16 protein-coding genes are annotated in these 20,491 nt (G+C 66.9%); 8 read left to right on the top strand and 8 right to left on the bottom strand.

Going from position 1 to position 20,491, the window contains the following annotated elements; genetic code table 11:
* Positions 1 to 10 precede the first annotated feature (10 nt).
* Complete coding sequence (locus D573_RS0109355; RefSeq protein WP_018938041.1) at positions 11 to 844, top strand: amidohydrolase family protein; 834 nt, start codon at positions 11 to 13, stop codon at positions 842 to 844.
* Positions 845 to 1,515: 671 nt separating this feature from the next.
* Here the strand turns inward: D573_RS0109355 and D573_RS0109350 are convergent.
* A complete protein-coding gene (locus D573_RS0109350) occupies positions 1,516 to 3,426 on the bottom strand; it encodes a methyl-accepting chemotaxis protein (protein ID WP_018938042.1) in 1,911 nt (636 codons plus the stop codon).
* 161 nt (positions 3,427 to 3,587) lie between these two features.
* Entirely contained in the window at positions 3,588 to 5,096 is a 1,509-nt protein-coding gene (locus D573_RS0109345) for a DASS family sodium-coupled anion symporter (protein ID WP_018938043.1), read from the bottom strand.
* Between the two features lie 161 nt (positions 5,097 to 5,257).
* Between D573_RS0109345 and D573_RS0109340 the strand changes: the two genes are divergently transcribed.
* The 3 genes from D573_RS0109340 (at position 5,258) to argF (ending at position 8,053) form a co-directional block, all read left to right on the top strand.
* Positions 5,258 to 5,839 carry a superoxide dismutase gene (locus D573_RS0109340; protein WP_018938044.1) on the top strand — a complete coding sequence of 194 codons (582 nt, stop codon included), beginning with the start codon at positions 5,258 to 5,260 and terminating at the stop codon, positions 5,837 to 5,839.
* A gap of 103 nt (positions 5,840 to 5,942) precedes the next feature.
* Positions 5,943 to 7,139 (top strand): acetylornithine transaminase, encoded by a 1,197-nt coding sequence (locus D573_RS0109335; protein WP_018938045.1) that lies wholly within the window; start codon positions 5,943 to 5,945, stop codon positions 7,137 to 7,139.
* Positions 7,136 to 8,053 (top strand): ornithine carbamoyltransferase, encoded by a 918-nt coding sequence (gene argF, locus D573_RS0109330; RefSeq protein ID WP_018145406.1) that lies wholly within the window; start codon positions 7,136 to 7,138, stop codon positions 8,051 to 8,053. The genes D573_RS0109335 and argF overlap by 4 nt, the downstream gene beginning before the upstream one ends.
* 555 nt (positions 8,054 to 8,608) lie before the next feature.
* Here the strand turns inward: argF and D573_RS0109325 are convergent.
* Positions 8,609 to 9,256: a sulfite oxidase heme-binding subunit YedZ gene (locus D573_RS0109325; protein ID WP_018938046.1), complete on the bottom strand. Its 648-nt coding sequence runs from the start codon at positions 9,254 to 9,256 to the stop codon at positions 8,609 to 8,611.
* Between the two features lie 12 nt (positions 9,257 to 9,268).
* Positions 9,269 to 10,243: a protein-methionine-sulfoxide reductase catalytic subunit MsrP gene (gene msrP, locus D573_RS0109320; RefSeq protein WP_018938047.1), complete on the bottom strand. Its 975-nt coding sequence runs from the start codon at positions 10,241 to 10,243 to the stop codon at positions 9,269 to 9,271.
* A 216-nt stretch (positions 10,244 to 10,459) separates the two neighbouring features.
* On the opposite strand from msrP, the gene D573_RS0109315 reads away from it, so the two are divergent.
* Entirely contained in the window at positions 10,460 to 10,660 is a 201-nt protein-coding gene (locus D573_RS0109315; RefSeq protein WP_018145403.1) for a PA3496 family putative envelope integrity protein, read from the top strand.
* 143 nt (positions 10,661 to 10,803) lie between these two features.
* Here D573_RS0109315 and D573_RS14285 read toward each other — a convergent pair whose 3' ends face one another.
* From D573_RS14285 to D573_RS0109295, 4 genes are all read right to left on the bottom strand, one after another.
* A complete protein-coding gene (locus tag D573_RS14285) occupies positions 10,804 to 11,349 on the bottom strand; it encodes a transposase (protein ID WP_026288005.1) in 546 nt (181 codons plus the stop codon).
* A 174-nt stretch (positions 11,350 to 11,523) separates the two neighbouring features.
* Positions 11,524 to 12,660: a lipocalin-like domain-containing protein gene (locus D573_RS0109305; RefSeq protein ID WP_018939195.1), complete on the bottom strand. Its 1,137-nt coding sequence runs from the start codon at positions 12,658 to 12,660 to the stop codon at positions 11,524 to 11,526.
* A gap of 146 nt (positions 12,661 to 12,806) precedes the next feature.
* Positions 12,807 to 15,365: an ABC transporter permease gene (locus D573_RS0109300; RefSeq protein WP_018938050.1), complete on the bottom strand. Its 2,559-nt coding sequence runs from the start codon at positions 15,363 to 15,365 to the stop codon at positions 12,807 to 12,809.
* Positions 15,362 to 16,078 (bottom strand): ABC transporter ATP-binding protein, encoded by a 717-nt coding sequence (locus tag D573_RS0109295; protein ID WP_018938051.1) that lies wholly within the window; start codon positions 16,076 to 16,078, stop codon positions 15,362 to 15,364. Before D573_RS0109295 ends, D573_RS0109300 begins: the two co-directional genes overlap by 4 nt.
* Positions 16,079 to 16,542: 464 nt before the next feature.
* On the opposite strand from D573_RS0109295, the gene mgtE (D573_RS0109290) reads away from it, so the two are divergent.
* The 3 genes from mgtE (D573_RS0109290) to D573_RS0109280 all read left to right on the top strand — a co-directional run bounded on the left by mgtE (D573_RS0109290) (position 16,543) and on the right by D573_RS0109280 (position 20,243).
* Positions 16,543 to 17,901 carry a magnesium transporter gene (gene mgtE / locus D573_RS0109290; protein WP_018938052.1) on the top strand — a complete coding sequence of 453 codons (1,359 nt, stop codon included), beginning with the start codon at positions 16,543 to 16,545 and terminating at the stop codon, positions 17,899 to 17,901.
* Between the two features lie 10 nt (positions 17,902 to 17,911).
* On the top strand, positions 17,912 to 19,270 hold the full coding sequence (gene mgtE, locus D573_RS0109285; RefSeq protein ID WP_018938053.1) for a magnesium transporter: 1,359 nt from the start codon (positions 17,912 to 17,914) through the stop codon (positions 19,268 to 19,270).
* Between the two features lie 487 nt (positions 19,271 to 19,757).
* A complete protein-coding gene (locus tag D573_RS0109280) occupies positions 19,758 to 20,243 on the top strand; it encodes a pilin (RefSeq protein ID WP_018938054.1) in 486 nt (161 codons plus the stop codon).
* Positions 20,244 to 20,491 lie beyond the last annotated feature (248 nt).

The following is a 20,491-nucleotide window of genomic DNA, read 5'->3' as shown; positions in this document are numbered from 1 at the left end:
GGGTCTGTCCATGCACCATCGCCTCCACCGTTCCCTGCTCGGCGCCACGCTCGGGCTGGCCCTGCCCTTCACCGTCGCCAGCGCCGAGCCGCCGATCTTCGATGCCCACCTGCACTATCGCCCGGCGGTGGCCGAAACCTTTGGCATCAGCGACGTGGGCCGCACCCTGGCCTCCAATGACGTGCGCAGCGCCATCGTCATGTCGACCGAAGGCGGCTTGATTCGTCGCCTGCAAGCGGGCTCGGATACCCGCATCGTGCCGTTTCTGGAAGTTTCCCACCGCCTGGGCAAGAAGATGGACTGGATGCACGTCGAGGACCTGGGCGCCCGCATTGCCGACATGCTGGACGAATCCGACGTGGCCTGGCGCGGGCTGGGCGAGTTTCACATCCTGGCAGACGACCGCTTCGGACCCGGCTTCGAACAGTTGCTGGACCTGGCCGTCGCACGCGATCTGACCATCATGATCCACGGCGACCCGGCCGTGATCGATCATGCCTACGCCACCCACCCCGAGGTGCGCATCCTCTGGGCCCACGCCGGCAGCTACGCCTACCCGCCCCTGGTGCAGGACTACCTCGAGCGCCACCCGCGCATGAACATGGACCTGTCCATGCGCAACCCGCGCATTAACCCCGGTGGTCAGATCGACGACGACTGGTTCGAGCTGTTCCTCACCCATCCGGATCGCTTCATGATCGGCGTGGACACCTTCACCACCACGCGCTGGGAACAGTACACCCACCTGAAAGACGAGACCCGCGCCTGGCTCGACCAGCTGCCCGACAACGTCGCCCGCGCCATTGCCTTCGAAAACGGCGAACGCCTCTTTCCCGCTCCGTAAGGGCCTTTATTCACCACGAAGGCCACAAGGTACGAAGACGGGTAAAAGGCCTGAGCCACAGAGGTCACAAAGAACGGCAAGGACAGTGACGAAAGATCACGATCGGACTGTGATCTGACGTCGCACGGCCATCATCCGACCTTTTCCTTCCCAGCCCTTCCCCCAGTCCTCTGTGTCCTCCGTGGTCCAATCGCCCTCCTGATTAGCAACGATCGTCAGCCAGTGGCGGGGCCCATTTGGGGACGTGCATGGCCCGCCCCGGGCCACTTTGATCCAGGCCTTCCTGGGAGTGTCACCCTCCCGGGGCGCTTACCCCTGCCCTGTCATCCCGGGCGGAGCTCACCCTGATTGTGATCCCAGTCGTAGTGCCCCCTCCCCGTCATCCCGGCCGTAGCGCAGCGGAGAGCCGGGATCTCCACACGCCGTTCTAGCCCCAACGTGCGGGTCACTCATACCGTGGAGATCCCGGATAACCGCTGCGCGGTTTCCGGGATGACGATGTAGGAGGCGCCTGGAGACCCGGCCCCGCACGGGCCTTGAGCCTGGCTGACGCTCGTTGCTAATCAGGATCGCCCTTGACCTGGCTTCTTCGTCTGCCCTTTTCCCCACACCCATAAAAAAGCCCGCGCTCCCCGAACAGGGAGGCGGGCTCGACATCATCGGGTCGAGTATCAGACCTTGAACTGACCCACGCGCTCCTGCTGCTGGGACGCGAGCTTGGACAGCTCCTCCGAGGCATTGCGGATCTGCTCGGAGCCCGCCGCGGTCTGGTCCAGCACCTCGGTGATGTTGGCCACGTTGCGGTTGATCTCCTCGGCCACGGTGGACTGCTCCTCGGCGGCGCTGGCGATCTGCGTGTTCATGTCGCTGATGCGGGTCACCGACTGGGTAATCGCGTTCAGCGATTCGCCGGCGAGGTTCACCTGCTCGACACTCTCGTGGGCCTTGGAACGCCCATCTTCCATCGCCTGCACCGCCTCGCGCGTACCGCTCTGGACCCGCTCGATCATCTGCTGGATCTCGTGCGTCGAGTCCTGCGTCCGGCTGGCCAGGGTGCGTACCTCGTCGGCCACCACGGCGAAGCCGCGGCCCTGCTCGCCAGCGCGGGCCGCCTCGATCGCGGCATTCAGCGCCAGCAGGTTGGTCTGGTCGGCGATGTCCCCAATGACCTCCAGGACCTTGTTGATCTGCTCGGCATCCTGCGACAGGCGGGTGACCACCTCGGCCGCATTGTCGACCTGCCTGGACAGGCCGTTGATCGCGGTGATCGTCTTCTGCACCACCTGCTGACCGGCCACGGCGTCCTGGTCCGTAGCCTGGGCGGCCGCCGCCGCATCCGCGGCATTGCGGGCGACTTCCTGCACGGTGGCGGTCATCTCGTTCATCGCGGTGGCGACCTGGTCGGTCTCCGCCTTCTGGCGGCGCACCTGCTCGTTGGTCTCCTCGCTGGTCGCGGACAGCTCGTTGGACGCGGCAGCGACCTGATCGGAACCCGCCGCCACTTGCTGGATCAACACGCGAATCTTCTCGACAAAGCGGTTGAACACCACCGCCAGATCGCCCAGCTCGTTCCGGCCGGACACCTCCAGCTGGCGCGTCAGGTCACCCTCGCCACTGGCGATGTCGTCCAGACGCTCCACCGTCTGGCACAGCGGGCGCACGATACTGCGGGTCAGGAACCAGGCCAGCAGCGCGCCCAGAACCACCGCGATCACGCCGACCATGACCACCGTGCCGGTGGCGTTGCGGGTCATGGTCACGTAGGCGCTGCGGTCCACCATCAGTTCCAGCACACCCACCGCATCGCCGGAGAAATCGCGCACCGGCCGGGCGATCACCGCCATCGGCTCGCCCTGGTAGGTCACGTTGCGCACCAGGCGCTCGCCCTCGAGCACTTCGCGCATCTCGGCCGCATTGAAGGTCGCTTCGCCTTCGATGGTCCCGCCAAAGCGGTTGAACCGACCCTCATCGCGCAGGTAGAGCGCGACCGGTGCACCCAGCTCCTCGGTGAACTGCTCGAAGAAGGGGTCGCCGAAGGACAGCCCGAACTCCACCGAACCCACGTGCTCTCCGTTGTGAGCGATGGGGACCACGCCGCGGATACCCAGGCCGGCCACGCCCTCTTCCAGGCCCGAGATCGGGGCGCGGCGGTCGTTGGTGTCGACGACCGTCTGGCGAAAACCGGACAGGTCGTCGCCATAACGATCCGGGCGATGCACGCGCAGGAAGGAGGTCGCCGGCGGCGTGTGGAACTGATACTGGCGCACGCCGTAATCGGCGTTCAGGGACTCGAAACTCGGCACCGTCATCGCGGCCAACCGATCGCGATCCCCATTGGCCATGGCCTCCTGCACATCCGGGATACGCGCCACGGTCTCCGCCATCGCGGTCGCGCGCGCCGACTCCTGGTCCAGCCGATCCAGCAACTGGCCAGCCAAGTCGTTCAGCTCCCGCTGCTCCGCCCTGTCCGCCATCGTACCCAGGGCATTCATCACCACGACCAGGGTCAGCACCACGGCAAGGACCACCACGCCGATGATGCCCACCATGAGCCGTACGCCAATTCGAATATTGTTGAACATGTCGGTGCGTCCTTCGGTCTGCCGGTCAGCGCCAGCTCGCAAAATAATGGGCCGTTCGTCCTCCCTAGCGGCGGCGAATCCTAGAACTTGAGCATGGAAGGCTTTTCATCCCCACAAGAACGTCGGGGACACGGCACTCACAGAACGAATCCGCGCCGCGGCTACACCAGCAGGGCCTCGGCGAAGACGTAGACCGCCAGGCTGATCAGCACCAGCGCCACCACGGAAAGCAGTGCCCCGCCCCGCACCATGTCCAGCACCTGCAGGCGGTTGCTGGCGAACACGATGGCATTCGGCGGGGTCGCCACTGGCAGCATGAAGGCCACGGAAGCGGCAAAGGCGACGGGGAGCGCCAGCATCAGGACCGGCACGTCCATGCTCAGCGCAAACGCGGTGACCAGGGGTAACAGCGTCGCGGCCGTGGCCGTATTGCTGGTTACGTGGCTCAGCGTCATGGTCAGCAACACCACCCCGGCCATGATCAGGATCAGCGGCCAGGTCTGCGCGATCACCAGGGCATCGGCCGCCAGCTCCGCCAGACCACTGGACTCGATGGCCGCCCCCAGGCTCAGGCCGCCTCCGACCAGCAGCAGCACGCCCCAGGGCAGCTCGCGGGTGTTATCCCAGGCCAACAACCTGCGCTGTTCCATGGAACCCGAGGGAATCAGGAACAACAAGCCGGCGCCCAGGATCGCAATGCCGGCATCGGTCAGCGAGATGGGCAACCAGCCCTCCAGCAGCGGCCGTGTCAGCCAGGCGAGCGCGACCAGCACGAACACCGCCGCCACCCGCTTCTCTGCGGTCGACCAGCGCCCGACCGTGGCGCGCTGCTCGTCCAGCAGGGCGCGCAGGCCGGTCAGTTCGACCCGGTGCACCGGGAACACCCAGCGCGTCAGCAGCCACCACGCAAGGGCCAGGAGGATCGCCGCCAGCGGCAGGCCCAGGGTCATCCACTCCAGAAACCCGATCTCCATCCCGTGGCGATCCCCGAGATAGGCCGCGGTCAGGGCATTCGGCGGCGAGCCGATGATGGTCGCCATGCCCCCGATGTTCGCGGCAAAGGCGATCCCCAGCAACAATGCCAGGGCCGGGCGCCGCGACTCCGCAGTCGCCCCCGGACCCCGTGGCGATGCACCACGTTCGATCAGGCCCAGCACCGACAGGGCGATCGGCAGCATCAGCGCCGCGGTCGCGGTATTGCTGACCCACATGGACAACCCGGCCGTGGCCAGCATGAAGGCCCCCACCAGGGCGTGCAGACGATTCCCGGAACGGGCCACGATCGCCAGCGCCATGCGCCGGTGCAAATCCCAGCGCTGCACCGCCAAGGCGATCGCAAAGCCGCCCATGAACAGGAAGATGATCGGGTTCGCGTAGGGCGCGGTCGCGTTCTCCATCGAGGTGATGTCGAGGACCGGGAGGATCGCGATCGGCAGTAGCGCCGTGACCGGCAGCGGCAACGCCTCGCTGATCCACCAGGTCGCCATGAACAGCGTCAGCCCAAGCACCCACCACGCCGCCGGATCGAACCCCGTCGGCGCCGGCACCAGCAGGAACAGCACGAAGATCGCCGGGCCCAGGATCAGGCCGATCCGGGCCCGCCAGTCCACCGTCGAGCCCTTCGCCACCGCCGCTTCGCCTTCCTGCCCCGTCTCGTCAGTATCCGCCATGCGCCTCGTCTTGTGGGAAATCCGCCGGGGTGAAAACCAACCGGCATCATCGGAAATTGCATCGCCCGGGCAACGTGACTATCGTTGTCCTGTTAAGCAGCGCTCCCGGTTCGGGTGCGCCGCCGCCTCAGTTTCTCACGACACCGTACAAGGAGTCTTTCATGGCCTACGAACTGCCCGATCTGCCCTACGCCAAGAACGCGCTGGAACCGCACATCTCCGCCGAGACGCTGGAATACCATCACGACAAGCACCACGCGACCTACGTGACCAAGCTGAACGGCCTATTGCCGGGTTCCGAGTTCGAAAATGCCTCGCTGGAAGACATCATCAAGAAGGCCCCGGCCGGTGGCATCTTCAACAACGGCGCCCAGGTCTGGAACCACACCTTCTACTTCAACTGCATGGCCCCGAACGCCGGCGGCGAGCCCTCCGGCAAACTGGCCGATGCCATCAACAGCGCCTTCGGTTCGTTCGACGCCTTCAAGGAGAAGTTCAACGAATCCGCGGTCGGCAACTTCGGCTCCGGCTGGACCTGGCTGGTGCAGAATGATGACGGCTCGGTGGAGATCGTCAACACCTCCAACGCCGCCAATCCGCTGCGCGACGGCAAGACCCCGCTGCTGACCTGCGATGTCTGGGAACACGCCTACTACATCGACTATCGCAACGCGCGCCCGAAGTACCTCGAGAACTTCTGGGCCGTGGTCAACTGGGACTTTGCTGCCCAGCAGATGAAGTAAACCCCAAAGGGTTTATATACTAGGCGCCTTTGGCCGCATGATGCGGCTGCGCCTTTCATCGAGCCGGCGGTCCTCCGCCGGCTCTTTGGTTTCGGAGAACCCAATGAACGACGCCCTGCAGAACACCTACAAGCGCCTGCCCGTCGCCTTTGAACGCGGCGAAGGCGCCTGGCTGTGGGACACCGACGGCAAGCGCTATCTGGATGCCCTGTCCGGCATTGCCGTGTGCGGTCTCGGACATGCCCACCCCAAGGTGGCACAGGCCATCTGCGACCAGGCCAGCACGCTGGTGCATACCTCCAACCTGTACCGTATCCCGCTGCAGGAACAGCTGGCCCGGCGTCTGTGCAAGCTGGCCGGCATGGACCGCGCGTTCTTCTGCAACTCCGGAGCCGAGGCCAACGAAGCGGCGATCAAGCTCGCCCGCCTGCACGGCCGCGCCCGGGGCATCGCCGAGCCCAAGATTGTGGTGATGGAGGGCAGCTTCCACGGCCGCACCCTGGCCACGCTGTCCGCTACCGGAAACCCCAAGGTGCGGGCCGGGTTCGAACCGCTGGTCTCGGGCTTCGTGCATGTCCCGCACGGCGACTTCGATGCGGTAGAGGCCCTGGCCGAAGACCCCGACGTGGTCGCCATCCTGGTCGAGCCGGTCACCGGCGAAGGCGGCATCCATGTCCCGCCCCCTGGCTACCTGCGGCGCCTGCGCGAGCTGGCCGACCGCAAGGACTGGCTGCTGATGCTGGACGAGATCCAGGCCGGCATCGGGCGCACCGGATACTGGTTCGCCTTCCAGCACGAGGGCATCACGCCGGACGTGGTCAGCCTGGCCAAGGGTCTCGGCAACGGCATCCCCATTGGCGCCAATCTGGTCGCCGGTGCGGCGCGCGAGCTGTTCAGTCCCGGCATGCATGGCACCACCTTCGGCGGCAACCCGCTGGTGTGCCGGGCGGCGCTGGCCGTGCTCGACGTCATGCAGGACGAGGCCCTGTGCGAACAGGCCGCCCGCCAGGGCGAATTCCTGCTGGGTCGCCTGCGCGACCGCCTGAGCGACCATCCGGGCGTGGTCGCCGTGCGCGGCCGCGGCCTGATGATCGGCGTCGAGCTGGACCGCCCGGCGGGCGAGCTGGTGATGGCCGCCCTGGAACGCGGCCTGATCCTGAACGTGACGGCGGACCGCGTGATCCGCCTGCTGCCGCCGCTCATCATCGACGATGAGCAGGTGGAACAGATCGCCGCCACCGTAGCCGACCTGGTGGATGCCTTCCTGTCATCCTCTGTCCCCAAGGAGGTCTCTGCATGAACCCTCGCCATTACCTCTCGTTCCTCGATCTCTCCGGGGATGAAACCCGTGCCCTGCTGCAACGGGCGATCGAGCTCAAGCAGCAGCTGAAGTCGGGCGGGCACCACGACGACCTGCTGCGCGGCAAGACCCTGGGCATGATCTTCGAGAAGTCCTCCACCCGGACCCGGGTATCGTTCGAGGTGGGCATGCAGCAGCTGGGCGGCAACGCCCTGTTCCTGTCCCCGCGCGACACCCAGCTGGGCCGCGGCGAACCGATCGAAGACACCGCCCGCGTACTCTCGCGCATGGTCGACTGCGTGATGATCCGCACCTACGAGCACGAGAAGATCGAACTGTTCGCCAAGCACTCCTCGGTCCCGGTGATCAACGGCCTGACCGATCTGGAGCACCCGGCGCAGCTGCTCGCCGACCTGCAGACCTACGTCGAGCACCGCGGCGACATCCGCGGCAAGCGCGTGGCCTGGATCGGCGACGGCAACAACATGTGCCACAGCTACATGTACGCCGCCCGGCAGCTGGACTTCCAGCTGGTCGCCGCCTGTCCGGAAGGCTACGACCCGGAGCCCAGCGTGGTCGAGACCACGCAGGAGCACTTCGAGCTGACGCGCGACGCCCGTGCCGCGGCCGAGGGTGCGGATCTGGTCGTCACCGACGTCTGGGCGAGCATGGGCCAGGAGCAGGAAAAGAGCGCGCGGCGCCGAGCCTTCTCCGGCTTCTTCGTCGATGCCGACCTGATGCGGCTCGCCAACGACGACGCCCTGTTCATGCACTGCCTGCCGGCGCACCGCGAAGAAGAGGTCTCCACGGACGTCCTGGAAGGCCCGCAAAGCGTCGTCTGGGACGAGGCCGAGAACCGCCTGCACGCCCAGAAGGCCCTGCTCGAATTCCTGATCACCCTCAACGCCAGCTAGCATTCTTCGCGTCCCCTTTTATCCACCAAGAAGCACACGAAGACCCGAAGGGCACAGAGGACACAGAGCAGATCCAGGGTAGAAAAATCGCCTGATTGGCAACGAGAGTCAGCCAGTCACGGGGATCGTCCGGGGACGTAAATGGCCCGTCGCAAGTCGCTCTAATCCGGGCCGTCTGGGAACGTCACCCTCCCCGGCCCTGGCCCCTGCACTGTCATCCCGGCCGGAGCGAAGCGAAGAGCCGGGATCTCCCCCTTCGGGGCAACCCCAGCCGCCGAGATCCCGGATAACCGCTACGCGGTTTCCGGGATGACGCGCACCGCTGCCCTCCCGTAGTCGTAGGATGGGATGAGCGCAGCGAATCCCATCAAGGAACTGGCACGACGCAGGAAACGATGCGACTCGCGGAGCCCAACAGCTCCCCGCGGCGGACGGAGCCAACCCCTGGACGAACGTTCCCGGCAATGGGCGGAAGCTCGTTGCTCATCAGGAACGCCCTTGACCCGACCCTTCTTCGTGCCTTCGTGGTCAACAAAAGGTAATTGAGCCGGACGCTCAGGCGGGGGTGCGGCGGCGGGCATGGACGCGGCGCCGGGTTTGCCAGCGGTAGAGCACGCGCCAGCCGAGGAGGAAGGCGAGGATCGCCGCGTACAGGGCGACCTCCACGTAGTCGGCGCGGGCCAGCCACAGGAAGTGGAGCACCGCCAGCACGCCGGCCAGGTACACCCCACGGTGCAGCCAGACCCACTTCTTCTTGAGCCAGCGCTGGGCGCCGTCGGTGGAGGTCAGCGTCAACGCCAGCAGGATCAGCCAGGCGGCGAAGCCGACCATCACGAACGGGCGCTCGGTGAGGTCGTAGAGCACCAGTTCCCAGTCAAAGAACAGATCCACCCCCAGCCAGATCAGGGCGTGCGCGGTCACATAGCCGAACGCCACAAGCCCCAGCATTCGCCGTAACCGCACGATCCACGCCAGCCCCGTCATCTGCCGCAGCGGTGTGACCGCCAGCGCGATCAGCAGCGCGATCATCGCGTGGGTGCCGGAGAGTTCCAGCAGCTTCTCGATCGGATTCACGCCCAGCCCGTCGAACCAGCCCAGCGTACGCAAACCAATCCAGCCCGCCGGGACCAACGAGGCCAGCAGCACCGCCCACCAGACGCCACGCGGTGGCTGGGCGCGAGCCCGGCGCGTTGAGGCCGTCATGCCGTCACCGCGTCAGATGTACCGCGTCAGGTCCATCCCCTCGTACAGCGAGGCGACTTCATCGGCGTAGCCGTTGAACATCTCCGTGCGCCGGCGGCGGAACTCGCCGATCCGGCGCTCGGTGCGCTGTGACCAGCGCGGATGGTCCACGTCCGGATTCACGTTGCTATAGAAACCGTACTCGTCGGACTGCGCCTGATTCCACAGGGTCGGCGGCTGGTCCTCGACAAAGCGGATGTGCTGGATCGACTTGATGCTCTTGAAGCCATACTTCCACGGCACCACCAGGCGGATCGGCGCCCCGTTCTGATTCGGCAGCACTTCGTCGTACAACCCCACGGCCAGAATCGTCAGCGGATGCATCGCCTCGTCCATGCGCAGCCCCTCGGTATAGGGCCACTCGAGCCCGCCACTACTGCCGCGGCGGCGGCGCTGGCCGCGCAGGTTGTCCGGATCGTAGATGCTCTCGAAGGCGACATAGCGGGCACCGCCGCGCGGCTGTGCCTTTTCGATGATGCGATTCAGCTCGAAGCCGATCCACGGGATCACCATGGACCAGCCCTCGACACAGCGCATGCGATAGATCCGCTCCTCCAGTGACCAGGGGCTGATGAAATCCTCGACCGCATACTCGCCGGGGTTCTCGCACAGCCCGTCCACGGTGATGGTCCAGGGGTCGGTCTTCAGCTGGTCGGCGTAGGTCTTGGGGTCACTCTTGCCCGGCCCCATCTCGAAGAAATTGTTGTAGCTGGTGATCTCGTCATACGCGGTCTTCGACTCGTCCGTGGAGTAATCACTGCCCTCGAACTCGAGCGGGTAGCCGCGCAGCGCGGCGGAGGCCGGCAACGCCATGCCCAGCCCCCCCAGGGCAAGACCGGCGCCCAACCCGACCCCGGCACGCAGGAACTCGCGCCGCCGCGCGTAGACCTCCGGCGGGGTGATCTCGCTATGGGAACACTCGGAACGACGTCGGGTGCGGATCAGCATGGCCTGCCCTCGCGACTGGTTGGGATGACAGTGAGAAGCGCTGCCACTCGTGCACGATGGACCAGAAGCAGCGTCCCGAGTTCGGCGCGCCATGCCCATAAGACAATCCGCCGAACAATAAGAATTTTCTGCTTGCGCAGCGCCGGGAACGATATATAAGGCTTTTCTGATACCGCAGTCCGGGGTGGCCCGGCCGGCTTGTCAGGAGACCCGACAATGGATCCGACGATCGACGACGTGGCCGATGGTGCCGACGAAATCGCCAGCCTGTTCGACAACCAGCTCGTCAATGACCGCGGCCCGGCACGCCACGCCGCTCGCCGCGCCCTGGAACGCCTGATGGAAGAACGCGCCCTGCGCGCCCACCTCGAGGACGACTTCGACCTGGCCCCCGCCCACGAAGCCCTGGAGTGGTAACCCCCGGGGTGGCGCGCCCCGCCACCCCATTTTCCAAACGCCCCACATCATCGATGCGATTCGCTTCGCTCATCACATCCTACGAATCCAATTGTCCCCTCGTAGGATGTGATGAGCCCCGCGAATCGTATCACTCGGATACATCAATCACCCCGGGCCTCCCCCACAACCAAGCCATCCGATTCCGGCACGCCACCCCAATCCACCGGATACACACCTGCCCGCACAAACCGGTGAAAACTGGAGTACGGCCACTCGGCCACACAACATGCCCAGCCATGCTTCACCGGGTTGTAATGGATATAATCGACATGGCGGACCCAATCATCCTCATCGCGGATGCAATGCTCCCAGAACCGGCGTTGCCAGAGCCCTCGCTCACCGCGTCTTGCCCGGCTACGCGTGCGCGCTTCGCCAGCACACACCAACCGCGAGAACCGCGCCTTGATCAACCGCCATCGGCGGCTGAAATCGGCATCATCGTCCGGCAGGCGCCAGATACAATGGAGATGCTCGGGCAACACCACCATCGCGTCGATCACGAACGGATGACGATGCCGCACCTCGCGAAACGCGTCTCTCAACGCGTCAATGTGATCCGCAAATAGGGTGTTTCCTACCCGAACGGCCGCATTCACAGTGAAAAAATACGTGCCACCCGGCACGCGCACACGGCGATAATCCGTCATCCGTCGCCTCCCTTCCCTGGGATTGGTTCGAACCGATGTTTGAGCTGCTCCGACGCGATGCGATTCGCTCCGCTCATCGCATCCTACAAGGGCGGGTAGAATTTTCGTAGGATGCGATGAGCGGAGCGAATCGCATCAACACCCGGGGGCAGAGCCACCCCCTAGCCAAGGCCTTCACCCGTCCTCGTACCCCGTCAACTCCACGAAGCCCCGGCCGACCGGCTCGCCATCCGCGTCGAGGATATCCACGGCCCCTTCCCAATAGCGGACCACCGTGTCCATCTCCTGCTCGTCGCGCACCGCCACCACGGTCCACTCGCGCGCCGGCCCACCACCCGGAGGCTCGATACGCAGGGACCATTCCACCGGATAGCGGTTACCGGACGGCTGGGTGGCGTAGCGGGTGGGTTCGAGCTGCACCTGCTCCGGCTCCAGCAGGGCGTCCTCGGCATTCGCCGGCATCCAGCGACCTTTCGATAACTCGTGCGGCGTCCCATCGGGGCGGCGCAACTGGTAATACATCACGTCCAGCCCGTCATCCAGCTGCAGCGCGAACCAGTCCCAGCCCGCCTGATCCTCGGCCAGCGCACTGGTACTCCATTCGCGGTCCATCCACGCCTGCCCGGTCACGTCCAGCGTTGCCCCGGCAGCACGGCGCACCTCCCCCGCCACCGCGATACGCGGCATCGAGTAGTAATACGAGGCATCGCCCGGCTCCGGCCCCTTCTGGCTCAGGCCGGCCTCGCCCTGCAACACCGGCTTGCGCGCCGGCTCCAGCTCCAGGGACAGCACGTAGTCCTCGACCGTGAAGCGCAGCGTCCAGCGCTCTCCCTCCAGCCCGGCCAGTTCCCAATCCTCGGCCCAGACACGCCCTACCGGCTCGGTGGCCCCGGCCAGCCCGCCGCCATCGCGCACGAACCGCTCCTCGGATGCGTGAAACCCCGCGTCACGGTCCAGCACCGCCGTATGCACCATCCACAGATCGGGGCTAGCCCAGGCGGACGCGTGCCAGACCGCATCGCCCGCCAGCTCCGGCGCGAGCCCCACGCGGAAGAACGTCACGTGAAACGCGAAACGCTCGCCTTCGGGCCCGTCCAGATTTCCCGTCAGATACCACCACTCGTTGCGAAACCCCGGATGCGGCCCATGATCGCGCGGAAACTCGAACGCCCGCGGCGCATCGGCGCGGCGAAAGCCCGTGGTGTCCTCACCCCCGAGCGCCTCGCTCACCCGCAGTCCGGTCACCCCCGAATCGTCCGCCTCCGGCGGCTCCACACCCCCGCATGCGGCCAGTAACCCCACCAACAACATGACCAGAAGCCCCTGTAGGAGCCCCTGTGGGAGCGGGCCTGCCCGCGAATGGGTCCCGCCAGAATCCAGCGCGGGCAGGGGCTTCGCGGGCAGGCCCGCTCCCACAGGGGCTCCCACACATGTCATCCAATACCCCATCCAGTCCATCACGGTACCTCCCGTAGCGCCGGCACCAGCCGCATCCGCGCCATCCGCCAGGCGGGGATCACCGACGCCAGCAATGCAGCCCCCACGCCCAGCAGTACGGTCTCCCCGACCTCGGCCCACGGCAGGCGCAGGTCCATCCCCCAGCCAAAGGCCTCGCGGTTGATCACCTCGATCAGCAACCAGCCCATCCCCAGCCCGAGCGGGATCGCCGCCAGCGCGGCGAATACCCCGAGCACCCCGCCCTGCAGCACCACCAGCCCACGCACGCCGCCGGGCAACAGCCCGAGGCTGCGCAGCGTGGCGAACTCGCGCGCCCGTTCCATCTGCAGCGCAATCAATGCCCCCAGGATGGCGATGAACGCGACCACCAGCGTGATCACGCGCAGCAGATGCGTGATCGCAAAGGTCCGGTCGAAGATCGCCATCGACTCCTGCTCGATATCCCCCGGCCGCGTCACCAACGCCGCGTGGTCCTGCGCCGCCAGCCACGCCTCCAGGTGTTCCACCGCCTGCTCGGCGTCGGCACCATCCGGCAGGCGCAGCCCGAACGAGCCCACCCCGTCCGCGGACACGCCCCCGCGCACGAACGCCGCCTGCGTCATCAGCACCGTGCCCTGCGGGTTCCCGTAGTCGCGATAAATCCCGAGGATCTCGAATGCCCGCCGCCCCCCGGCCGCGGCCAGCGAAAGCCGATCGCCCAACCCCACGTCGTGATGGGCGGCAAACGGCTCGGTCACCAGCACGGCATCGTCCGCGGCCAGCCGCGCCCCCAGCGCTTCGAGGGGCACGGCCGCCTCCAGTAGCGGCAGGTAGTCCAGCCAGTCGGCATGCGGACGCACCACGTACAGGTCCACCAGCCCCCGGTCACTGACGACCTCCTGGCTGGTGCCGGAACTGACCGACACGGCACCCGACCGGGCCACCAGGTCAGCGGTCCAGTCCTCGGGAAGGCGCGCCCCACCGCGCGCCGAAGCCGGGGCCGCCGGCACCACGTACAGGTCCGAGGTCAGTGCCTGCCCCAGCCACTGCTCCACGCTGCCGCGAAAGCTCCCCACCATCACCGCCACGCCGATCGCCGCCGCCAGCGCCAGGGTCAGCGCCGAGGTGGCGGGCGCGCTGCGCGACAGGCTGCGCTCCAGGCTGCGGACCGCAATGCGCGGCAGGGCCGCCCCGCGCACCAGCACCGCCAGGCCGCGCAGCGTCCACGCCAGCACCCAGGGCAGCAGCAACACGAACCCCGCAATCAGCAGGAACAGTGCGACAAACCCGCCCACCAGCGCCCCGGCACCGGTCACGATCAACCCGACGCCCGCCAGCACCAGAACGATAGACGCCAGCGCCAACCACGCGGCCCAGCCACGGGCACGCCGTTCCAGCCCTCCGCGCCCGGTGCCGGCCGGGCTGGCCACCCGCGCCGCCTCCCAGGCCGGGGCCAGTGCAGCCGCCAGCGACAGCCCCACGCCCAGCAGGAGCACCGCGGCCAGCGCCAATGGCCGCGGTGTCACCCCGGTCACCGCCACCGCGAAGAAGTGGTCCGTCACCGTCTGCGCGACCTGCGCGACCAGGACCTGCGCCAGGGCCACCCCCAGCAGCGCGCCCAGCAGCGTGCCGATCACGCCGACCAGCAGGGCCTCCAGCAGCACCACCCCGAAGATCGCCCGGCGCCCGACACCGACCAGGCGCAGGCTGGCAATCACCTCGCGCCGGCGCAGTACCGCAAAGGTCTGCGTGTTGTAGATCAGAAATGCCGCGATCAGCAACGCCAGCAGGCTCATCGCCGTGAGGTTGATGCGGAACGCCTGCGCCAGCTGGCGCGCGGCCTGGCCCCGGCTCTCGACCGCCACAAGCTCCAGTTCCGCGGGCAATCCGTCGACCAGGGCCTCGACCTCGTGATCGGCCAGCCGCACGTCGATCCGGTCCAGCCGCCCCAGCCGGTCGAGCAATACCTGCGCCGTGGCGATATCCGTCACCCAGAGCGCGGCGCCCGCATCCTCAGACGCGCCATCCCCCCCAGCATCACTCGGGTCCTCGTCGCGTTCGGCGGCACGGTCGATCAGCGTGACCTCGCGCTCGCCCCCGGCCGCGTCCAGCGCCAATCGAGCCCCATGCGCCTCCCCGCTCGCCCGGAACCAGCCGGCGGGCGGCAGGATCGTCCCCGGCTCGGTCACCAGGCGCTGCACCGGGGCATCGCCGATATCCGAGGCCGCCCCGCGAAACGGCCCCTCGGCCAGCGGATCGACGCCCAGCACGTAGATGGTCGTGCCATCCGGCAGTCGCGCCGGGCCCTCCACGATCGGGGCCGTATCCCGCCACCCGGCCATGCGCAGGTCGCGGTACAAGGCCTCGTCGAAGCCGCTCGCCGGCCCCAGCACCTGATGCGTGGCGGCCCCGGCCACCTCGTCCATCGAGCGGTCGAAGGCCCGCTGGGCGGACTGGTTAGCCAGATCCACCGCCAGCACCACCGCCACGCCGATGATCACACCGACCAGCGTCAGCACCCGCTGCAGCGGCCGCCGACGCCAGTCGCGCAGCCACGCACGCAGAACGAGACCGCTCACGCCGGCAACCCCTCCACCGATTCCGGAGGCTGAAGGACCCCGTCGCGCATCGTCAGCACCCGATCCAGCCGCCCCGCCAGTTCATTGCTGTGGGTCACCAGCAACAAGGAACACCCGGTCGCCCGTACTTGCTCCAGCAGCAGCCCGAATATCGTCTCGCCGGTGCGCGAGTCGAGATTGCCGGTCGGCTCGTCGGCGAGGATCAGCGCCGGCTCGTGCACCAGCGCCCGCGCGATCGCGACCCGCTGCTGCTCGCCACCCGACAGCGCCTCCGGATACCGCTCACCCTTGTCCCCCAGCCCTACCGCCGTCAGCTGGCGTCCGGCGCGCTTGCGCCGTTCGGCAGCATTGGCAGCCGTGGCCAGCTCCAGCGGCAGCATCACGTTCTCCAGCACCGTCAGCGTCGGAATCAGATGGAACGACTGGAACACGATCCCCACGCGGGCCCGCCGCAGCCGCGTACGCGCCGCCTCGTCCAGCCCCGCGAGCGCCTCGCCCGCCAGATGCACCGCGCCGCGATCCGCCGCCTCCAGCCCGGCCGCCAGATGCAGCAGGGTGGACTTGCCACTCCCGCTCTCGCCCACGATCGCCACGCGCTCGCCGGGGGCCAGCTCGAAGTCCACACCGTGCAGCACCTCGCCCTCGCCGGGGTAGGCAAACGCCACATCGGTCAGAGACAGCACCACGCCTTCTACCGAGCCTTGTTGCTCCATCGCAGACACCTTTTCAATCACACGAATCTTCGCCTGCGAGCAGGCTCCTACACGGCAGGAAAAGCCCACCGTAGGAGCCTGCTCGCAGGCGAACAGCGCTCACCGAACGCCCCACACGTTCCAGCCCATAACAGACCATGAAGACTAGATGAATGTTTCAAAATGCCACACAAGCGGTTGATTGAGGCCCGGCATCCGTTAGAATAAGCGCCATCTCCACACACGGGAACGCGCCTTGACACGCCGATCAAGCAGCCGATCACGCAGCCGATCTATCTGCGCCTAGCGGCAAGCGTCCGTTCCCTAACCGGTCGCTTCCCGTCAGGCCTCTTTGATCAAAGAGCCGGGAACGGCCGGGCCCCGCCCGACCCGAACCTGCACCATTCACCGCATTCGTGCGGCGCCGCGATGGCCTGTGCCCGTGCACAGTCCGCGCGCTGCCCCGATGCCGCCGGGAGAAGGGCATGGAGCTTCACCTCGAGCAGTCCATCATCGAGCTGAAGGAGCTGTTGCGTCTGGACGACCGCGACGGGCTCCACGAACTGCTCGACTACATGCGCGTGCAGGATATCGCCCACGCGCTGATGGAGCTGGGCGAGGAAGACCTCATCGCCGTCTTCAACCTGCTGCCCCCCGGGCGCAAGGCGGACGTCTTTGCCTACCTCGACACCGGGCACCAGATCCGCCTGCTGGAGGCCTCGCCGCGCGAGGACGCCCGCTTCATCCTCTCCGAGATGGAGGCGGACGACCTCACCGCCCTGCTGCAGACCCTGGACCCGGACACCCTGCGCGGCTACCTGCGCCTGCTGCCGTTTCGCGCGATTCGCCGCGCACTCAAGCAGCTCAACTACCCGGAGGACTCGGTCGGCCGCGTGATGTCGCCGGACGTGGTCGCGGTGGACCCCGACTGGACACTCAAGCGCGCCCTGGCCTTCATCCGCCGCAACGCGGACGAGCACTCCAACAACGTGATCTTCGTGGTCGATCAGGACCGCGTACTGCTGGCCGCCATACCCATCCGCCACTTCCTGCGCGCCAGCGCCGAAAGCCCGGTGCGCGAACTGCTGGGCGATGCCGACCCGATCACCATCGCGGTCTCCGAACACGCGGTGGAGGCCGCCCGCCGCATCCAGCACTACGACCTGGAGAGCCTGCCGGTGGTCGGCGAGATCGGCGAGCTGCTGGGCGTGGTCACAGTGGACGACGTGATGGACCTGATCGAGGCCGAGTCCACCGAGGACTTCCACAAGCTGGGCTCGGTGGGCACCCTGCCGTTGTCCCCGCAGGAGGCCAGCCCGTTCCTGCTCTATCGCAAGCGCATCGGCTGGCTGCTCGGCCTGGTCGCCTTCAACACCATCGGCGCGCTGATGATCTCCCAGTACGAGGACATCATCGAGGCGGTGGTGGTGCTGGTGTTCTTTCTGCCGCTGCTGATTGCCTCCGGCGGTAACGCCGGCGCGCAAAGTTCCACGCTGATGGTGCGCGCCATGGCCACCGGCGAGGTCACCGCGCGCGACTGGCTCCGGCTGTGGGCGAAGGAAATGGGCGTGTCCCTGACCCTCGGACTCAGCATGGGTGTGGCGGTATCGCTGGTCGGGCTTTGGCGCGGCGGGCCGGAGATCGCGCTGCTGGTCGCGCTGTCGATGACCATCATCGTTACCGTGGCCAGCATCCTCGGCATGCTACTGCCGGTGGTCCTGAACAAGTTCCGCCTCGATCCGGCGACCGCCAGCGTACCGCTGGTCACCTCGCTCGCCGACATCGGCGGTATCCTCATCTACTTCACGCTGGCCACGGCCCTGCTCGGCCTGGCAATCCCATAGGACCTCCCGGATGAGCCCGACCGAACCGGATCTCGACACCCTGCCGCAGGCCCTGCAGACCGCGCTGACCGCGCCCACCGCCGAGGCCCTGCAGAGCCTGTGCGCCGAGCACGCGGCGCCGGATCTCTCCGACGCCCTGGAGGCCCTGCCGGCCCAGCAGATGGAGGCCTTCTTCCAGCGCCTGGATGTCGAGTGCACGGCGGATATCTACGCCCACCTGGAATCGGATCACCAGTCCCGCGTGTTTCAGGCGCTGGAAGACGAGCACGCCAGCCGCCTGGTCGCGGCGCTGTCCTACGATGACGCGGTCTCGGTGATCGACGGCCTGGAGGACGAACAGGCCGAATCCCTGCTCGAGACCCTCCCGGACGAAGACCAGGAGGCCCTGGAGACCCTGCTCGGCTACCCGGAGGAGAGCGCCGGGCGCCTGATGACACCCGAGTTCGCCACGGTCCAGCCCGACTGGTCGGTGGCCGAGGCCATGGATCACCTGCGCGAACAGAGCGACCTGGCCGAGACCATCAACACCATCTTCGTGGTCACGCCGACCGGCGAACTGCTCGGCTGGGTGCGCCTGAAGGGGCTGCTGCTGTCGCGCCCCACCACCAGCGTGCGCGAACGCATGAACACCGATGTCGTCAGCATCAGTGCGGAGGAAGACCGCGAAGAGGCCGCCCACCGCATCAGCCATTACGACCTCGACGTCCTCCCGGTGGTCGACGACAACGGCCACCTGCTCGGCATCATCACCGTCGACGACGTGATGGACGTGCTGCGCGCCGAGACCACCGAGGACTTCCACCGCATGGCCGCGGTCGGCGACGTCGTGCTGTCCCTGCGCGATGCCAGCATGCAGCTGCTCTACCGCAAGCGCATCGGCTGGCTGGTCATCCTGGTCGCCGTGAACATCCTCTCCGGCCTCGCCATCGCCCACTTCGAGGCCGCCATCGAGACCGTGGTCGCGCTGATCTTCTTCCTGCCCATGGTCATCGCCTCTGGCGGCAACGCCGGCGCCCAGGCCTCCACCCTGGTCGTGCGCTCGCTCGCCACCAACGACATCAAGCCCCAGGACTGGTGGCGCCTGGGCGGCAAGGAAATCCTGGTCGCCTCCGCCCTCGGCGCCACCCTGGCCGGCGCCATCTGGCTCTCCGGCAACTGGCTGGGCAGCCTCGAGGTCGCCAACGCGATCGCGCTGGGCATGTTCCTGGTGGTCCTGTTCGGCTCCCTGTTCGGCCTGCTGCTGCCGTTCACCCTCACCCGCCTGGGCGTCGACCCCGCCGTCGCCAGCGCCCCGCTCATCACCTCCGTGGTCGACGTCGTCGGCATCACCATTTACTTCGCCACCGCCGTCGCCATCCTCGGCCTCTAGCTCCCCAGCCCCCGTCCTCCCTGTAGGAGCGGGCTTGCCCGCGAAGCCCCTGCCAAAGCCGAATCCGGAAAACGCCGCGAACCTTGCCCCCACATCACCCGGCCGACAGACCTCATCATCCCGGCCCCAGTCAAGACCCCTGGTCATCCCGACCACAGCACCAGCCCTCGTCATCCCGGCCGTAGCGCACCGAAGAGCCGGGATCTCCCCCGCTCGAACACCCCCAGATCAAGAAGCCCCCGCCATGACAACCAGCGGCACTCCACCCCCCAGGGTGACAACGTGCGTCACTTCACATGACCATTTTTGTCACGTGACACACCCGGGAAGCGTGTGGGCGTGACCCATGCCACAGACCACACCGCGGCCGGGCGCCGTTTTCACGCATTCCCGCACTCTTGGCACGCCCAATGCATCTGCTCAGATAGCTACCCACGGGGTGGCCGGGCCGAAGGCCCAGCTTTTATGACATCAAGGGAGAAACACCATGCAAAAAGTGAAGAGTGTCCAGAAGGGCTTCACGCTGATCGAACTGATGATCGTTGTGGCGATTATCGGCATTCTGGCGGCGATTGCGCTGCCGGCTTATCAGGATTATACGGCTCGGGCGCAGGCGTCTGAGGGCCTCAGCATTACTGCGGGCATGCGCACTGACATCGCCGAACGTATCACCACGGGAACTGGCGTGGGCGACATCGGCAACCTCGGAGATGACGTGACCAGCCAGTACATCACCAGTGTAACCGTGGACGGTACCACTGCCGCGATCGTCGTCGAGTGGGACACGGCTAACTCCGCGTTGGAAGGAAACATGGCCCTGATCCCTGATCTGCGGCAAAGTGACGACACTGATGCTGCAGACGTCGATAACGCTGCCCGTATCGCTGGCTGGACTTGTGTTAACGACGGCGACATGAAAGCAAACCACCTACCGGGTGGCTGCCGTGGTGATGCCGCCTTCCCCAACGAGTAGAGAAAAACCAAAGGGTAAGGACACCCACTCAGGACTGAAGCCCCGGCCATCGTGCCGGGGCTTTTTCGTTTATCCGCGCAGTCCTCTGGGACACCCACTTTGTTGACATAAGCCGGATTCGCCGAAGCAATCGGCCGCAAGCCCCGCGTCTGCAACCCGTCCCCCGAACCTCGGGCAAACCCACCTTGCTCGCCCCGCTCTAACGGAACCCTGGAACGCGGTTTCGCTACGCCCTGAAAAACTCCAAG

Source organism: Thioalkalivibrio sp. AKL9, from assembly GCF_000377825.1.
In the GTDB taxonomy this organism is placed as follows: Bacteria; Pseudomonadota; Gammaproteobacteria; order Ectothiorhodospirales; family Ectothiorhodospiraceae; genus Thioalkalivibrio; species Thioalkalivibrio versutus.
This window is presented reverse-complemented; position numbering and strand designations above follow the sequence as displayed.

What these genes read in the sequence shown, in the direction of transcription:
- D573_RS0109280 (WP_018938054.1), top strand. Translation starts at nt 19,758, where the DNA reads ATGCAAAAAGTGAAGAGTGTCCAGAAGGGCTTCACGCTGATCGAACTG.
- D573_RS0109325 (WP_018938046.1), bottom strand. Translation starts at nt 9,256, where the DNA reads ATGACGGCCTCAACGCGCCGGGCTCGCGCCCAGCCACCGCGTGGCGTC.
- mgtE (WP_018938053.1), top strand. Translation starts at nt 17,912, where the DNA reads ATGAGCCCGACCGAACCGGATCTCGACACCCTGCCGCAGGCCCTGCAG.
- D573_RS0109355 (WP_018938041.1), top strand. Translation starts at nt 11, where the DNA reads ATGCACCATCGCCTCCACCGTTCCCTGCTCGGCGCCACGCTCGGGCTG.
- D573_RS0109335 (WP_018938045.1), top strand. Translation starts at nt 5,943, where the DNA reads ATGAACGACGCCCTGCAGAACACCTACAAGCGCCTGCCCGTCGCCTTT.
- argF (WP_018145406.1), top strand. Translation starts at nt 7,136, where the DNA reads ATGAACCCTCGCCATTACCTCTCGTTCCTCGATCTCTCCGGGGATGAA.
- D573_RS0109340 (WP_018938044.1), top strand. Translation starts at nt 5,258, where the DNA reads ATGGCCTACGAACTGCCCGATCTGCCCTACGCCAAGAACGCGCTGGAA.
- D573_RS0109350 (WP_018938042.1), bottom strand. Translation starts at nt 3,426, where the DNA reads ATGTTCAACAATATTCGAATTGGCGTACGGCTCATGGTGGGCATCATC.
- D573_RS0109305 (WP_018939195.1), bottom strand. Translation starts at nt 12,660, where the DNA reads ATGTTGTTGGTGGGGTTACTGGCCGCATGCGGGGGTGTGGAGCCGCCG.
- D573_RS0109345 (WP_018938043.1), bottom strand. Translation starts at nt 5,096, where the DNA reads ATGGCGGATACTGACGAGACGGGGCAGGAAGGCGAAGCGGCGGTGGCG.
- D573_RS0109315 (WP_018145403.1), top strand. Translation starts at nt 10,460, where the DNA reads ATGGATCCGACGATCGACGACGTGGCCGATGGTGCCGACGAAATCGCC.
- mgtE (WP_018938052.1), top strand. Translation starts at nt 16,543, where the DNA reads ATGGAGCTTCACCTCGAGCAGTCCATCATCGAGCTGAAGGAGCTGTTG.
- D573_RS14285 (WP_026288005.1), bottom strand. Translation starts at nt 11,349, where the DNA reads ATGACGGATTATCGCCGTGTGCGCGTGCCGGGTGGCACGTATTTTTTC.
- D573_RS0109295 (WP_018938051.1), bottom strand. Translation starts at nt 16,078, where the DNA reads ATGGAGCAACAAGGCTCGGTAGAAGGCGTGGTGCTGTCTCTGACCGAT.
- msrP (WP_018938047.1), bottom strand. Translation starts at nt 10,243, where the DNA reads ATGCTGATCCGCACCCGACGTCGTTCCGAGTGTTCCCATAGCGAGATC.